Origin of the sequence: Mesotoga sp., assembly GCF_035363035.1 — a bacterium.
Taxonomy (GTDB): domain Bacteria; phylum Thermotogota; class Thermotogae; order Petrotogales; family Kosmotogaceae; genus Mesotoga.
Genome location: NZ_DAOSEH010000003.1, coordinates 24939 through 39643 on the forward strand (window position 1 = coordinate 24939; position 14705 = coordinate 39643).

Genomic DNA, 14705 nt, shown 5'->3' on the forward strand with positions numbered 1-14705 from the left:
GCCACCTCATCCCTCGTAGTGTACACGCTTCTTCCCGACGTAGAGTTGCACCATCGTGAGAAGAAGGATTATCATGAAGAGAATATAGGCGGCCGCACTGGCCACTCCCATCCTCTGCTGGTTGTAAAAGGCGTCAAAGACGTAGTAAACGAGCGTGAGCCCGCTCTTGTTGACAGGTCCGGGCAAGCCCTGGTACAGGATGAATATCTGGGAGAAGACTTTGAAGGCACCGATCATAGTTATTATCATTATGAAGAAGGTCGTTCCCGATAGAAGGGGCCAGGTGATGAACTTGAATTTCTGCCAGGAACTGGCTCCATCGACATCGGCCGCCTCGTAGTAAGACCTGTCGATGTTCTGGAGACCGGCCAGAAATATCACGGCCGTATAGCCGACGTGCTGCCAGACCGAGACTATGGCGATCGTGGGTATCGTCCAGACTTCTTCCTTGAGCCATGCGATCTTCGGCAGGTTGAACCACGACAGGATGTAGTTCAGAAGGCCGAACTGGTCGTTGAACATCCACTGCCAGACCAGGGAAACGGCGACCACCGATGTCACGAATGGTATGAAATACGCCGTTCTGAAGAGCGAGCGGAGCTTTATGCTCTTGTTGAGAAGGACGGCGATCAGTAGGGCCAGCACTATCTGTGTCGGAACCGAGAGTACAACGTAATAGATGGTGTTGAAGATCGACTTCAAGAAGTCCGAGCTCTCCTTGGCCAGCACGAAGTACTGCAAAAAGTCGACGCTCTCCTTCAACAGAACCCTCGAAAGAAGGTAGTATATCCCTATGAAAAGTATGAGCGTTACCCACTGGCTCGACTTCATTTTAACGCTCTGTATCGAACCTCTGCGCCTCAGGAAGATTACCAGCGCAAAGGCGGCCATCGCCAGTCCGTACAGTATCCCGGCCATCGTCACCCCGTCCGAGAGGTTCCTCAAAACCACATAACCGGCTAGAACTCCTGCGAACAGCGCATAGAGCGTTGCATGCTCCTTCTCGGGTTTATCGTACTTGCTCGCGCCGCAGAGAAGGAAATGGACCATCTGAACCAGGACCAGAGTCGCAACAGCATAGACGGCCATGTTGATGATCGAATAAAGCAGGTTCATCTGAACGGGGTACGAGATCCTGAAGAGTTCCTTGTAGTTGTCCAGACCTATGAAGTAGCGAGAGGCCGAAGTGTAATCCCATTTGAAAAAACTTAATACGAGAGAGAAGCCTATCGGCCAGAAAGTGAAGACACCAAGGATCGCCAGCGAAGGCAGGAGAAACAGATAGGCTTTCCAGGTCTCTCTCCAGTATTTTTTCGATCGCCTATTGTAAGACAAAACCTTTCCCCCCATTCACTGCTCAGTGGATTTGTCCATCAACTTCAGTATATCAAAGATTCTTCGGTGCTCTTCAACGTCGTGTACTCTCAATATCTTCACTCCCTTCAGATAGAGGTACGTGGAGACGGCGAGAGTTTCCTCGAGTCTATTCTCGACGGGCAGACCGGAGACGTATCCCATGAAGCTCTTTCTAGAATGGCCCACCAGCACCGGGTACTTAAGGCAGGTGAAGTCGGTGATATTCTTGAGAATCTCCAGGCTCTGAAGGGCGTTCTTGGCGAAACCAATGCCGGGGTCGAGAATTATCCCGTCCTTTCTCACCCCTCCTGCCACGGCCTTTTCGCAACGTTCAAGCAGTTGCTCCTTAACCTGAGATACTACATCGGAGTAATCGGTGAGCCGGCTCATGGTCGAGGGAGTGCCCTTCATGTGCATTATTACGACCGCGGCTCCGTTCTTCGCCACGACCTCTATCATAGCGGGATCGACCAAACCTGTTATGTCGTTGACGATGTCGGCTCCCTCCGAGAGCGCCTGCAAAGCCGTGTTGCAGTTGTATGTATCGACCGAGATGATCGCCTCCGGTCTTCGCTCCCTGATACCCCTGACGACAGGAACGACCCGGCGTACTTCCTCCTGCCAGTCGATGGCTCCGGCCCCGGGTCGGGAAGATTCACCGCCTATATCGATTATAGAAGCGCCGCTATCGAGCATCTCCATCGCCCTTTCCACGGCGGTCCGTGGATCGGGGACCCGGCTCCCGGGGTAGAAGGAATCGGGTGTGGTGTTGATTATACCCATTATCACGGGTGAGGAGAGATCGAGCGATCTCCCGTTTCTGAAATCCATTCTCGTCAATCTTTTTTTCGCCCCCTGACTCTTTCCACGAAGAGTCTGAACAGCGGACTGGGGCGGCCCACTTTCGAGCCGAACTCCGGGTGGTACTGAATCCCGAGGAAGAAATCCCTGCCTGGCAACTCGATGGCCTCCACGAAAGCGGCCTTGGACGAGATCACCAACCTGCCGGAAAGGTTCTCGTCCGGCTCGCTGAAGAGGTCCCGGAAGTCCTCGTAGTTGACTTCGTACCTGTGCCTGTGCCTCTCGTGAACCGGACTGGCCCCGTAAGCCTCCATGAGAAGCGTACCCACCTTTATTGGAGTCTCCTGTGCGCCCAGTCTCATGGTCCCGCCGAGTTTGAGTATCTTCTTCTGTTCCTCCATTATATCGATCACCGGATAGGGCGTCGCCGGATCGAATTCGGTGGAGTTAGCGCCTTCAAGGCCGGCCACATTTCTGGCGTACTCTATAACCATTAGCTGCATACCCAGACAGATACCCAGAATGGGTACGTTGTTCTCGCGCGCGTACCTTATCACGGCTATCTTTCCCTCTATGCCCCTCTTTCCGAAACCGCCGGGAATTATCAGGCCCTCGTATTCGGCCAGGGTGTTTTTGATCTGCTCCTGCGTCATATCCTCGAAGACCTGGGAATCGAGGACTTCCGGCTTGCTGGCGCCACACAGGCAAATACTCTCGGATATGCTCTTGTAGGCGTCGTCCGTTCCCAGATATTTGCCGATTATGGCGATCTTCGAAGGGATGAAGTTTCTAGGGTAGTCCCATTCAAACCTCTCCATTATCTCGAGGTTGAGCCTGGTGGCTATCTTTCTGTGAATGCCGTAAGAGTAAACGATCGAGGGGACATCGTAAACGTTCTTAGAGTCGGGCAGATTGAAGACCATCTCCCTTTCGACGCCGCCGAAGAGGGCGATCTTTCTAAGCTCGTTCTCCTCAACCGGTTCCTCGGATCTCACGGCGATCATCTGCGGCTGAATGCCTATCCTCCTCAAGAGCTGCACCGACTGCTGAGTGGGTTTGGTCTTGAACTCGCTCGTGACCCTGAGGTAGGGTACGTAGGTCACGTGGACGAAGAGAAAGTTCTCGGAACCCTCCTCTACCGAGAGCTCCCTGATGGCTTCGAGAAAGATCTCGCCCTCGATGTCGCCCACAGTTCCGCCGATCTCTATCATGATCAACTCGCCCGGAATCCTTCTTATCCTGCCTTTTATCTCCTCGGTCACGTGCGGCACCATCTGGACGGTCGCCCCCAGGAAGCTCCCTTCCCTCTCCTTGTCTATGATGGCTTTGAAGATCTGGCCGGCCGTCATATTGTTCTCGCGTCGCATATCCTTTCCAAGGAACCTCTCGTAATGGCCGAGGTCTAGATCGGCTTCGTAGCCGTCCTCCGTTACGAAAACCTCCCCGTGCTGGTTGGGATTCATCGTGCCGGCATCTATATTGAGGTATGGGTCTATCTTCAGGGTGTTGACCTCCACCCCGCACTCCTTCATAACACGGGCTATGGAGGCCGAAAGTATTCCCTTTCCGATTCCGCTGAGCACTCCTCCCGTTACTACCACGTACTTCTTCTTCATAGAATGTTCTCCCGATTATTCAATAGTTCTCTTATATACTTGATCTCTTCTGCGTGGTCGGCGTCTTCGCCCGGGGTCTCCAGAAGCCAGGGCTTCTGCTGTATCTCTTCGCAGGAGAGGAACTCCCTGAATCCCCCGTCCATGCCTATATAACCCTTGCCTATGACTTCGTGTCTGTCCTTGCCGGCGCCCAGGGGAAATTTACTGTCGTTGAGGTGTACCATCTTCAACTTCTCATATCCGACCGTGGAGTCGATGCTCTCTATCAGAAACTTCGTCCCGTCGATAGTCCTGATATCGAAGCCGGAATCGAAACCGTGACAGGTATCGTAGGTTATGCCTATCCTCGAAGGCCCGGACGACCCGTCTATAATACTCTTCAACTCTTCGAAACTACTGCCTATATGGTTGCCCTTGGCGGCGACGTTCTCCAGAAGAAGCATCACGTCGTTGTCCTGATTTTCGCCCAGAACTATATCGATTCCCCTCACTATCCTGTCTATGCCGGTCTGGAGACCGTCCCCCAGATGGCTCCCCGGATGGAAGTTCAAATACTTCAGCCCCAGAGCGGCCGTGATCTTCATCTCGATCGAGAGCAGCGTCACAGACTTATCCCATACCTCCTCGCTGGAGGAAGCCAGGTTTATAAGATAACCCGAGTGGACCATGCAAGAGTAAGGGTCGATGCCTTTGGCTTTCATCTCGTCCTTGAAAGCCCGGGCGATCTTATCCTCGGGAAGCGAGGCTCTCCACATCCTGGGACTGTGCGGGAAGATCTGGAAAGTGTTTCCGCCCATTTTCGACGTATCTCCGGGGACTTTATCGAAGCCCTTCGAAGTCGACATATGCGCGCCCAGCTTTATCACGGAATCACCTCGCGCTCTCATTCTTCATCGCCGATCCGCAAGATAGCGAGGAAGGCGTTCTGAGGAATAGTTACCTGACCTATCTCTCTCATTCTCTTCTTTCCCTCTTTTTGTTTCTCCAGCAGCTTCATCTTCCTGGTAACGTCCCCGCCGTAGCACTTGGCCAGAACGTCCTTCCTGAGGGCCTTTATATCGCTCCGGGCGATTATCCTGCCACGGGCCCTGGCCTGTATCGGTATCTGGAACTGATGCTGGGGTATTAGTTCGCTCAGCTTGTCCACAACCTTCTTGGCCACCGCGTACTCCTTGTCTACATGAACTATGAACGACAGGGAATCCACGGTGTCCTTGTTGACGAGTATGGTCACCTTGACCAGGTTCGATTCTCTGTAGCCGATGATATCGTAATCCATCGAGGCGTATCCTCTTGAGAGCGCCTTCATCCTGTCGAAGAAGTCGAACATTATCTCCGAGAGGGGCGTCACGAACTTCATGACCACCCTGTTTTTGCCGGCGTTCTCGACGGCCTTGAACTCGCCCCTCTTTTCGGTCGTAATGAAACCGATGAGGTTGCCCATGTAATCGGATGGAGTGATTATAGAAAGCTCCACGAAGGGCTCTTCGACCTTTGCGAACTCTCCCGGTTCGGGAAAACTTGCCGGGTTGGTAATCTCTTGAACGGTTCCGTCGCTCATGGTTACCCTGTAAACTACGTTCGGCGCCGTCAGTATACAGGTGATATCGAACTCCCTCTCGAGTCTCTCCCTCACCACATCCATATGGAGCAAGCCGAGGAAGCCGACTCTGAAGCCAAAGCCCAGCGCCGGGGAGTTTTCCGGCTCGAAGACCAGGGCTGCATCGTTCAGCTTGAACTTGTCGAGAGCCTTTCGCAGCTCTTCGTAGTACTCGGGCATGCCGGGAAACATGCCGGCATAAACCATGGGCTTGGCGACTTTGTAACCGGGAAGGGCCTCGGGAGTGGAGCTGGTGGCGCCTGTGATCGTATCGCCGATTTTGGCGCTTGCCACTTCTTTGATAACGGCTATGATGTAACCGACCTCTCCGGCGTCGATAGAATCTGTTGGGACCATCTGCGGAAGGAAGTAACCAACCTCTATAACCTCGAAGATTTCACGGGAGGACATCATCATGATTCTGTCGCCTGCCCTGACCGAACCTTCGAAAACTCTGACGTGAACAACCACACCCCTGTACTTGTCGTAAATCGCGTCGAAGATCAGCGCCTTGAGCGGAGCTGAAGTATTACCCGACGGCGGCGGGACGCGCTCGACCACTGCCTCGAGTATCTCCACGACGCCCTCTCCCGTTTTGGCGCTCGCCAGCAGACATTCCTCGGCTTTATAGCCGATCAAATCGACTATCTCGGCCAGCGTCTCCTCGATATTTGCGTTCGGAATATCAATTTTGTTCAGAACCGGTATCAGCTCGAGGTCGTTCTCTATGGCCAGATAAGTGTTTCCCACCGTCTGGGCTTCAACACCTTGCGAGGCGTCCACAAGAAGAATCGCCCCCTCGCAGGCGGCCAGACTCCTCGAAACCTCGTAATTGAAATCGACGTGGCCGGGCGTGTCTATTATGTTTATCTCGTAAGTCTTGCCGTTCCGGGCCGTGTAATTCAGCTTCACGGGTTTGGACTTAATCGTTATTCCCCTCTCGCGCTCGATGTCCATCGAATCCATGAACTGGTCCTTCATGCGCCGGTGTTCGATAGTGCCGGTTATATCCAGAAAACGATCGACCAGCGTAGTCTTTCCGTGGTCGATATGGGCGATAATCGATATATTTCTTATCAGATCTCTACCAAACATGAAATTCCCTCCCGCCGATCAAGAAGAATTGTAACATGCGATGACCGCGGTAGTTTTAACCTCCCGCGAAAATGTAGTAATATGTGTAGAAAAAGAACCGTCGGACGTCAGGATAAAGCTCAAGACGTTATCTCAGTGGTTTCCTCTGTAGAGTCTGCTCTGGAACATTCGCGAATACTCGGTCCAGGAAGAGTCTTCCGGCGTCGCGGCGGCCTGGGACTCGAAATGGTCCAGCCACGCGTCCAGGTTGTCGCACAGCGACAGAATGAAGGCCTCCCTAGTCTTCGGTGTCACGGGAGAGCCGTATTGCAACTCCCCGTGGTGGCTTATAACCGCATGGATCAGCTCGCTGGCCAGAGTCTCGGGGAAGCCGTCGATCTTCACGATCTCCCTTTCGAGGATCCTCACTCCTATCGCTATGTGGTCCTCGAGCTGACCGCGATCGGTGTATTCGAAGGCGTAATCGTCGGTCGAATAGGTTTTCACCTTTCCTATATCGTGCAGAAGCGCCGCCGTCACCAGCATATCCCTGTCGATACTCTCTCGCGAAGGCGAAAGGTCGTATATGCCCAGCGCATACCTGGCCACCTGGAAACTGTGACCGGCGAGGCCTCCTATAAGGGCGTGGTGATAAGTCTTGGCTGCCGGGGAGTCGAAAAACTCGCGGCAGGAACCATTCTCGCCCAGCAATCCCTCAAGCAATTCTCTCAAAAACCCGTTCTTCACGCTCTCGATCAGCCGTTGTATCTCGGATCTGAGAGCGGCGATATCGCGAACGACAGGTATGAGCTGGGTGGTAGAGCCGGCGCTGTAAGCTTCCATCTCATCGAGTGTGAAATTCCTCTTCACCTTTATACTCAGCCCGTACTTCTCGTCGCGCATATAATCGGCCAGCGCTATATGGCCTGCACGCGGCTCTATAACTCCAGAGTCGCCTATCCATGCCTTGGACTCGACTCTGCTCTTCGAATCGCCAACGGTGCAGGCGTAGTACGGGCCGCGACTCCCTTCGATCCTTTCGGCCGAAAACACGAAGAAAAAGCCCGGCCTCATGTTGATAAAATTCTCAACCTTGTTCTGGAGCACGTTGTAAGACTGGAGTATCTCCGACAGTGTAGGATAATCGTCCTGCTTTCCCCTTATCATTTTGCTTTCTCTCCTTTCGGCCACTCCGGGTTTCTGTTAAGTCTTTACCAATAATAGACTGCGAACGATGGGACTTATGTTCACAAACCCTTCTTCAGAGAAGGGCGAATGGAGGAAATTACCTATCATCGCGAACGAAATAAGTGTAAGAATCAGAAAACCCCTGGAATCAGGGGCTTTCATTACTACTTCTATTTCACTATTTCTACTTTTTCAAAGGTCTCACGGGACGGCAGACGGCATAGCCATATTTTTCCGGATCGCTTCTCTGGTAGATCGGATTTTCAATGTTCCATTCGTAGCCGGAATCTGACGGATTCCAGCTCCATGCAAGATCGTTCACGGTCGACATGACGGCATCGTTGTTCTCTTCAAATACATATGGCGGGTAATAAAAGACGATGTATTCGCTCTCTTGAATAGTAGTGCACTCCATACCTTCAGGTACTTCTCCGCTGTAATCGATAGGCACTTCGATCCCATACAGGTAGCCACGCTTACCGCCTTCAAAATACCAGCCGCCGATCTGGCCATGAAGGCTCGGGATGCTCTCCAGCAGACCTGTCACGGTGTGACAGTCCTGACCGGGAATGCTTTCCTGAAGCTCCCAGAAGTGGAAATATCCCTTTGCGTCAACGTTTCTGATCCCGATAAACCTGTGTGCGTGCAGTTTCTCGAACTTCACTTCGATCTTTTCGAGTTCTTTCTCGCTCAAGTTGCACCTCCTTTTGATACCTAGAACACAGGGATCATAGACAATCCTTTTCAGCAGAAGGGGGATCGGTCTTGGAGAGGATCTGTACTCCTTCGGCGAAACCGAGTAAGCCTTCTTGAACGATCTACTGAAAGCTGCTTGCGAGGAGAAGCCTCTATCAAGAGCTATCTCGGCGATTGATTTCTCGGTATCGCGCAACTCCAGCGCTGCCTTGCAGATCTTTCGAAGCCTGATGTAATCCCTCAGTCGCATCCCGGTCAGGGCGTGAAACTTCTTTGTGCAGTAAAAAGGCGAATAGAAAAGACTCTCGCCCACTTCGGAAAGAGAAGGACTATCATCGAGATTCCGCTCGATGAGTTCTATGATCTGCTGAACGTTCTCATGCCATTCATACACAGCGATCCCTCCCGGGAAAAATATACAGTAAAAGAGAGGCAATTTCTTGATCTGAGTTGCACTTTAAGCTAACCTCATTGTATAAGCATATTTCATGTATAAGGTTATTATGATACGTTTACGGTGATTCACTTTTGTTAGTCTCCTCAGGTACTCATTCGATTGGATCTCTGTTCCGCTTTTCTCGTAACGTTCACACTGTTTTTTAACAGTTCTCTATATTAAATTCCCCTTAATAATTTCCTTTTTCTCCATTTTTTATGGTAACATCTTTTTAGGCTTCCTTTCGGCTTTTTGGTGTCCCTTTCCGGGGCACACCCGGAAATAGATAGCTAGGAGTCGAGACTGAAAGTCGATATTATGAAGGTGAGCGCTCATGAGAAAGCTCTTGGCCTTTTTGATCGTTTTTGTCGGTACGGCTCTAATGATTACAGGCTCCTGTTATGCGATAGACAAGAGCATCACCTGGACGGAGGATGAAATTGCCTTCATCAACGAACATCCTGTCATTCGACTCGGCGTCGATCCTGCGTTCGTTCCGTTCGAATTCATAGACAAGGACGGAAAGTACAAGGGAATTGCTGCCGATTTGTTGCAGCTGATCGGCGAGAAAACCGGCTTGCGGTTCGAGGTTGTTCAGGGTTTGACCTGGCCGGAGGCCTACGATATGGCCCTGGCGGGAGAGGTGGACGCTCTGCCGGCGATATCCAGGACCGATGAAAGAGAACTGCATTTTCTTTTCTCCGAACCGTATTACTACTTCAAGAGGGTAATCGTGACCAGGGACACCGATACGGCAATCTCGGGAATTGAAGATCTTGAAGGGTTGACGGTGGCCGTGCAGAGGAACAGCTCCCATCACAGTTACCTGCTGTATTATCCAAAAATCAATCTGAGTCTCTACGACTCTGTGGAAGCGGCGATCACGGCAGTCGCCAACGGCACGGAAAGGGCTTTCGTCGGGAACCTCGCCACCACTAATTATCTTATACGGGCCAACGGATTGACGAACTTACGGTTCACCGCATTCGAAGCCGATAGACAGCTGACTTTGAACTTTGCCGTTCGCAAAGACTGGCCCCTTCTTGTGAGCATCTTCAACAAAGCGTTGAATACGATCACGGAAGAAGAGAAGATCGCCATCAACAACAAGTGGATCGATCTAGGATCGGAGACCGACTACGGACCGATCATCCGGGTTATAGCGATCTTTGCGGTACTGGCTGCAGTCGTGATGGTGGTTTCGTTTTACTGGATCATTCGATTGAAAAATGAAATTAAGAAGCGCGAACTCATTCAGATAGATCTGGAAAAGGCAAAACGAGAAGCCGAAGATGCGAACGAATTCAAGTCCAGCTTCATGGCGAGAATGTCCCACGAAATCCGGACACCGCTCAACGCCATTACGGGAATGGCTTACCTGCTGAAAAAGACCAATATCTCCCTGACGCAGACCATGTATGTCGATCGAATCACTCAGGCATCGAACAATATGCTGAGCATAATCAACGATATCCTGGATTACTCTAAGATCGAAGCCGGCAAGGTGGAGCTGGAGATCGCTTCTTTCAGCATGGACCAGGTCATTCAGGACGTCGTGAACATAGTGTCTTACAAGATCGAAGAGCAGGGGATCGGCTTCAGGCTTTCGAAAGATCCCCTCGTTCCAAATTGGTTCTTCGGCGACCAGAAGCGAATCGAGCAGATCCTCCTCAACATCCTCAACAACGCCGCGAAATTCACCGCATCCGGCGAAGTCTCGCTGGACGTGAGGCTCGTGGCCAGGGAAAAGGAAAAATACCATCTCTCCTTTTCGATAAAAGACACCGGCATCGGCATGACCGAAGAGCAGGTGAAAAAGCTCTTCGTACCTTTTACGCAGGGAGACAGCAGTATCAACCGGCGCTTCGGAGGTTCCGGATTGGGGCTGTCTATCGTCAAGAACCTCCTGGATATGATGGGGGGAAATATACAGCTCTTCAGCACCCCCGGGGAAGGCTCCACGTTCATAATCCAGCTTTCTCTGAGTATCGACAAAGAGAAAGAGGAGCTTTACGCAAAAACCTTCTCGGCGACTCATTTCAAGAACGTCAGGACGCTTGTCCTGGAAAGGACGGGGGCGAGCATGAACCTTCTGGAGAGCTATCTCGGCGCCTTCGGAATGCATTGCGAGCTCACCAGTTCCCAGGCGAGCGCGTTGAGCATGCTTGAAGCAGCCGATGGCAAATTCGCCAAGCCCTTCGATCTGTTCATCATCGACTACGACACACCTGCCGGAGGCGGCTTCGAATTCATAGAGTCGATACGCAAAAACCCGAGGATCGCCAGAATGCCGAAGCTCATCGTGCTTTTGCCGATGATGAGGGAGGATCTCTTCGACAGGCTCGACGACTATGGAATCGACATGGGCATCGGCAAGCCAATAATCCCTTCGATTCTGTTGAACGGGATTCTCGACATTTTCAATTTGAAGGCGGTGTCGGCCTCTCAACCGTTGGAGAAGAAAGCCGGCCCCGCAAGACTCGACGGATCCCACCGAGTGCTTCTGGCCGAAGATAACAAGACCAATCAGTTGATTGCGAAATCCATCCTCGAACAGGTGGGCATCGAATCTATCCTGGTGGGCGACGGCAGGGCCGCTGTTGAGCTTTACAGGCAACACAGGAATAGCATCGACTTGATTTTGATGGATTTGCATATGCCCGTTATGAACGGCTATGAAGCGGCGCGGGAAATCAGAAAGATATCGGCCGATGTACCCATAGTGGCGATGACCGCGGATGTCATTCTTGGAGTTCGGGAAAAATGCGAGCAGAGTGGAATTTACCACTATATAAGCAAGCCCTTCGATCCGGATCGCTTTATCCAGACCGTCAGGGAAATCATCCAGAAGAGCGAGGAAAAGAGTGTTCAGGAGCCGACCGTTCTGGATCGATCGGCCGGACTGAAAAACATGGGCGGCGATCTGGAAGTGTACCGCCAGGTATTGGACGCGTATCACCGGGAGAACCGGGACACGCCGGATACGCTCTGTAAGGCTATCGAAGAGAGGAGATATCCGGATGCCGTACAGATCGTCCATAAGGTCAAGAGCAGCTCCGGCAGTATCGGCGCGAGGGCTCTGTACGAAGTTTCGGTGGAACTGCAAAAGGCTTTGAGCGACAGTTCGGAAGAGGAGATACCGCCTCTTAAGGAGAGATTCGTCTCCTTGCTCGGAAAGCTTCTGGAAGAGATCGGCCGGTTTCAAAATTGAGATATGTTTCGGCATTTGTTTCTTATAGCGAGGGGGAATGAACGATGTCTGCGAAAATACTGGTTGTCGACGATTCTGCTTCAGACCGATTCATCATCGAAAAGATGCTGCGTGAGTACAGCGTCCTCACCGCCTGCGACGGTGTTGAAGCCATGAGGCAGATTAACGAAAATGAGGATATCGACCTGATCATACTCGATTTGAACATGCCCGGCATGGATGGGTTCGAGGTTCTGAACGAACTGAAGTCAGACGATAGGTACAAGAGGCTGCGTGCGATCATTCTGACTAACTACGATGAACTGGACAACGAAATAAAAGGCCTGAAACTCGGTGCTGTGGACTATATAAGAAAGCCTATCAACATGCATTCCCTAAAGGCCAGAATCGAAATCCACATCGAGTTGCTTCATGTCCAGCGACTGCTCGAGCAGAAACTGAATGAACAGGTGATAACGTTTGATACGGTTTTCCAACAGGCACCAATAGGCATAGCTATTTCGCACAGCGATCAACCGCTAGATTCCGTGAGTAAAGCGGTTACCAGGTTCAATCCGATGTTCGAGCAAATAACCGGTAGAACGAAGGAAGAACTCATAGAGCTGGGCTGGGGGAAGATTACACATTCCGATGATCTTGAAGAGGATTTGAAGAAATACAGGAAACTGAAGTCGGGCGAAGTCAAGAGTTATTCGATGGAGAAGAGATATATCAAGCCGGATGGTTCGGTTGTATGGGTATATATGACGGTGGCTCCGCTCGTTTTGTTGAACGACGATCAATACAACCATATATGTCTGGTTCAGGATATTACAGAGCGTAAAGCGATAGAAGCCGATCTGCTCGAGAGCGAACGCAGCAAATCCGTTCTTCTTTCCCACCTTCCCGGTATGGCGTACAGGTGCAACTATGACAGAGAATGGACTATGCAATACGTTTCCGACGGCTGTTTTGAATTGACCGGTTATCGCCCTGAAAACCTCGTCAATAACAGGGACCTGGCCTTCAAAGACCTGGTCGCGCCGGAATTTCGCGAATCGCTCTGGGAAGAGTGGCGAAGAGCAGTCGAAAGGCGAATTACTTTAAATTATGAATACCAGATAGTGACGGCGAAAGGGGAGCGGAAATGGATTCTGGAGATTGGGCAGGGTATCTACAACGAGCTGGGCGGAGTGGAGGCTCTCGAGGGAATAATACTCGACATCTCCGACCGGAAGGAAATCGAGAATAATCTCAGATACAGCAATGAACACGATAACTTGACGGGCCTGTACAACCGGAATTATCTGGAAAGCCTTCTCGAGAGCGACACGAAGAAGCCTGCGGCCGAGAAAAGAGCGCTCGTGAGCGTAAATTTGAGCGCCGTGCAGTCGTTAACTATGACTTATGGGTTTCATTACACGCAGGAACTCATAAAGAAAGTCGCAGATACTCTAAACCAGTATTGCACAGAGAGGCGCGTACTTTTCAGCACACATGAAAATCGATTCACTTTCTACATAAGGGGCTACGAAGACAGGAACGAACTGGTGGAATTCTCCGAAACCCTTTCAAAAGCGCTGGAGTCTCTGCTTGCCGTGGAGAGGACCGGCGGCGGTATAGGAGTCATTGAAATCGAACGAGACAATGAATGCGATGTGGATCTGCTTATGAGGAGACTTCTGATCACATCGGAAAAAGCGATCGATACCAACAACAAGGACGTCGGCATATGCTTCTACGACACGGAGATCGAGATGCAGACGGCCCGCGAGGAGGAAGTTACCCGCGAACTTACCGCAATTGCGGCCGATGAGAGTAATGGCGGACTGTTCCTGCAGTATCAGCCGATCCTGGATCTAAAATCGAACAGGATTTGCTGCTACGAAGCTCTGGCCAGGCTCAATATCGAGGGGCTCGGTCCGGTACCGCCTCTGGAGTTCATTCCGATCGCCGAGAAAACAAAGCTCATAATCCCGATCGGTCGGAAGATTATGCTCCAGGCCTTTCGTTTCCTGGACAAATTGAAGAAGAGGGGGTATGAAACAATTTCCGTTTCGATAAACGTATCGGCAATTCAGCTGTTGAGAAACGATTTCGCCAGTAGTCTTTTTGAGATGATAGATGAAATGCAAGTGAATCCGGAGAGTATCAGCCTGGAAATCACGGAGTCGGTATTCACTTCAAATTACGAAGAAGTCAACCGCGTTCTCGGTGAGCTTATGAAGGCAGGAATCCATATAGCCATAGACGACTTCGGTACGGGCTACTCCTCTCTTTCCAGGGAGAGGGACTTGAATGTGAACTGCCTGAAAATCGACAGATCTTTTATTTCCAGATTGATGTACCTCAAACCCGAGGACGCCATCACCGGCGATATCGTCTCGATAGCGCATAAGCTGGGACACCTGGTCGTGGCTGAAGGGGTGGAGCACGAAAAGCAGAGAGAGTATTTATCGGAATACGGGTGCGACAATATACAGGGGTATCTGATCAGCAGACCTCTGGATGAAGAGGCTGCGATCGAATTCCTCAAGACGTATAATCGTCAACGATGACCGCTAAGAGCCTTATGAAAATCGCAGTCAAACACTTTGCCCACGTTTCGAACCCGGAACGCGGTTAAAATCATATAACGCACCCCTTCAAAGGTCTGTCGAGATAGATCTGGTAGTCAACGTTGGCATAGTTTTGCTTGACTGGCGAAGAGACAAAAAAAGGGCCGCCAACGCTCTTTTCAGTCAAGAG

The 14705-nt window shown here is 51.3% G+C and carries 9 protein-coding genes; 2 read left to right on the forward strand and 7 right to left on the reverse strand.

Going from position 1 to position 14705, the window contains the following annotated elements; translation table 11 throughout:
- Window positions 1-6: 6 nt before the first annotated feature.
- From PKX57_RS01025 to PKX57_RS01055, 7 genes are all read right to left on the reverse strand, one after another.
- Complete coding sequence (locus tag PKX57_RS01025; protein ID WP_213920663.1) at window positions 7-1335, reverse strand: ABC transporter permease subunit; 1329 nt, start codon at window positions 1333-1335, stop codon at window positions 7-9.
- A 15-nt stretch (window positions 1336-1350) separates the two neighbouring features.
- The gene (gene folP / locus PKX57_RS01030) at window positions 1351-2187 is read right to left on the reverse strand and encodes a dihydropteroate synthase (protein ID WP_472413839.1); all 837 of its coding nucleotides are present in this window, start codon (window positions 2185-2187) and stop codon (window positions 1351-1353) included.
- A gap of 5 nt (window positions 2188-2192) precedes the next feature.
- Entirely contained in the window at window positions 2193-3773 is a 1581-nt protein-coding gene (locus tag PKX57_RS01035) for a CTP synthase (protein ID WP_213920662.1), read from the reverse strand.
- Window positions 3770-4639, reverse strand: a complete 870-nt coding sequence (locus PKX57_RS01040; protein WP_470745619.1) for a deoxyribonuclease IV — start codon at window positions 4637-4639, stop codon at window positions 3770-3772. The genes PKX57_RS01035 and PKX57_RS01040 overlap by 4 nt, the downstream gene beginning before the upstream one ends.
- A gap of 17 nt (window positions 4640-4656) precedes the next feature.
- Window positions 4657-6468, reverse strand: a complete 1812-nt coding sequence (lepA, locus tag PKX57_RS01045) for a translation elongation factor 4 (RefSeq protein ID WP_213920660.1) — start codon at window positions 6466-6468, stop codon at window positions 4657-4659.
- A 132-nt stretch (window positions 6469-6600) separates the two neighbouring features.
- Window positions 6601-7614, reverse strand: coding sequence for a 3'-5' exoribonuclease YhaM family protein (locus PKX57_RS01050; protein WP_472415799.1), 1014 nt, complete (start codon window positions 7612-7614; stop codon window positions 6601-6603).
- A gap of 205 nt (window positions 7615-7819) precedes the next feature.
- Window positions 7820-8725 (reverse strand): helix-turn-helix domain-containing protein, encoded by a 906-nt coding sequence (locus PKX57_RS01055; RefSeq protein ID WP_213920658.1) that lies wholly within the window; start codon window positions 8723-8725, stop codon window positions 7820-7822.
- Window positions 8726-9101: 376 nt separating this feature from the next.
- Between PKX57_RS01055 and PKX57_RS01060 the strand changes: the two genes are divergently transcribed.
- Both PKX57_RS01060 and PKX57_RS01065 read left to right on the forward strand, forming a co-directional pair.
- A complete protein-coding gene (locus tag PKX57_RS01060) occupies window positions 9102-11978 on the forward strand; it encodes a response regulator (protein WP_472415801.1) in 2877 nt (958 codons plus the stop codon).
- 44 nt (window positions 11979-12022) lie between these two features.
- On the forward strand, window positions 12023-14515 hold the full coding sequence (locus PKX57_RS01065) for an EAL domain-containing protein (protein WP_214047987.1): 2493 nt from the start codon (window positions 12023-12025) through the stop codon (window positions 14513-14515).
- The last annotated feature ends 190 nt before the right edge of the window (window positions 14516-14705 follow it).

Excerpts from the sequence above, each read along its gene's own strand:
- PKX57_RS01050 (WP_472415799.1), bottom strand. The coding sequence starts at position 7,614 with ATGATAAGGGGAAAGCAGGACGATTATCCTACACTGTCGGAGATACTC.
- folP (WP_472413839.1), bottom strand. The coding sequence starts at position 2,187 with ATGGATTTCAGAAACGGGAGATCGCTCGATCTCTCCTCACCCGTGATA.
- PKX57_RS01065 (WP_214047987.1), top strand. The coding sequence starts at position 12,023 with ATGTCTGCGAAAATACTGGTTGTCGACGATTCTGCTTCAGACCGATTC.
- PKX57_RS01035 (WP_213920662.1), bottom strand. The coding sequence starts at position 3,773 with ATGAAGAAGAAGTACGTGGTAGTAACGGGAGGAGTGCTCAGCGGAATC.
- PKX57_RS01060 (WP_472415801.1), top strand. The coding sequence starts at position 9,102 with ATGAGAAAGCTCTTGGCCTTTTTGATCGTTTTTGTCGGTACGGCTCTA.
- lepA (WP_213920660.1), bottom strand. The coding sequence starts at position 6,468 with ATGTTTGGTAGAGATCTGATAAGAAATATATCGATTATCGCCCATATC.